The sequence below is a fragment of the Aeromicrobium alkaliterrae genome (genome assembly GCF_039529015.1).
In the GTDB taxonomy this organism is placed as follows: domain Bacteria; phylum Actinomycetota; class Actinomycetes; order Propionibacteriales; family Nocardioidaceae; genus Aeromicrobium; species Aeromicrobium alkaliterrae.
In genome coordinates this window covers 47,513-48,404 of record NZ_BAAAME010000003.1, presented here as the reverse complement: position 1 = coordinate 48,404, position 892 = coordinate 47,513, and the positions used below count along the sequence as shown (strand labels likewise).

The window sequence follows — 892 nt, the reverse complement described above, 5'->3', positions numbered from 1 at the left end:
TCGGGGTCCGACCGGCCGGTTCCACGTTGCGAGGGGCCGAGCCGCGTTCGCCGACGCTCGGGAGGGGCGTGACCCCCGTTCGGGGGGGCATCTGGCCCATCAGGGCCGGCTGGCCGTGACCCTGCGGAGGGCACGTCGTTCGAGGTGTGACGCCACCAGGTCGTGGCGTCCATCGCGCCGCCACCGACGGCGGCGTCGATGTGGGGTGCGTCACAGTGGCGTCATGATCGTGCCGCTCGGACGTCACCTCGCCGAGAAGGGTCGCGACACCCCCGCTGGGGCTGTGGCGGCGACCGTCAGCTGCAGCAGTGAGGAAGTCCGATGCGTCGAGTCCTGAGGTCGTTCACGACCGTTCTGGCGTTGGTCGTGGTGATGGCAGGCGTGGCCGGCGGGGCGGCCCACGCCGAGGTCCGCGCAGGCTACGTCGTCGACGACGGGGTCGTCGTCACGATCGGTGGCGGCACCCTGATCGGTGGCGACGTCGTCCGCGTCCCGGTCACGGTCACGCGCACGGTCGACGGGGTCCAGGTCCCCGTGGTCTGCAACGTCCTGCGGGTCAGCACCTCGCCCGACCTGGTCGAGTCGTTCGTCGGCGGCGGGTCGGCGACCTACGACCTGCGCCTGGGCACGAAGGTCGTGCGCGACGTCACCCGCACCGTCGTCACGGCCACCTGCGAGTACACGCCGTTCGGCCCGGGCGGCGGCACCGCGTCGGCCTCGAACGTCATCACCCTGCTCCCGCTCGGCAGCTCCGTCGGGGGTGACGGAAGCGGGATCCTTCCGACGACGGGCACCGAGGTGGGACTCTGGCTGCTGGTCGTCGGCGGTGTGCTCGTGCTCGGTGGAGGCGCGCTGGCCGCGCGACGCCGCCGATCCTGAGAGGCGCGTCACT

1 protein-coding gene is annotated in these 892 nt (G+C 72.5%); it reads left to right on the top strand.

Features of this window, described 5'->3' with window-relative positions; all coding sequences use genetic code 11:
* Positions 1-321: 321 nt before the first annotated feature.
* Complete coding sequence (locus ABD127_RS07770; RefSeq protein WP_344199596.1) at positions 322-879, top strand: LPXTG cell wall anchor domain-containing protein; 558 nt, start codon at positions 322-324, stop codon at positions 877-879.
* Positions 880-892: the final 13 nt, after the last annotated feature.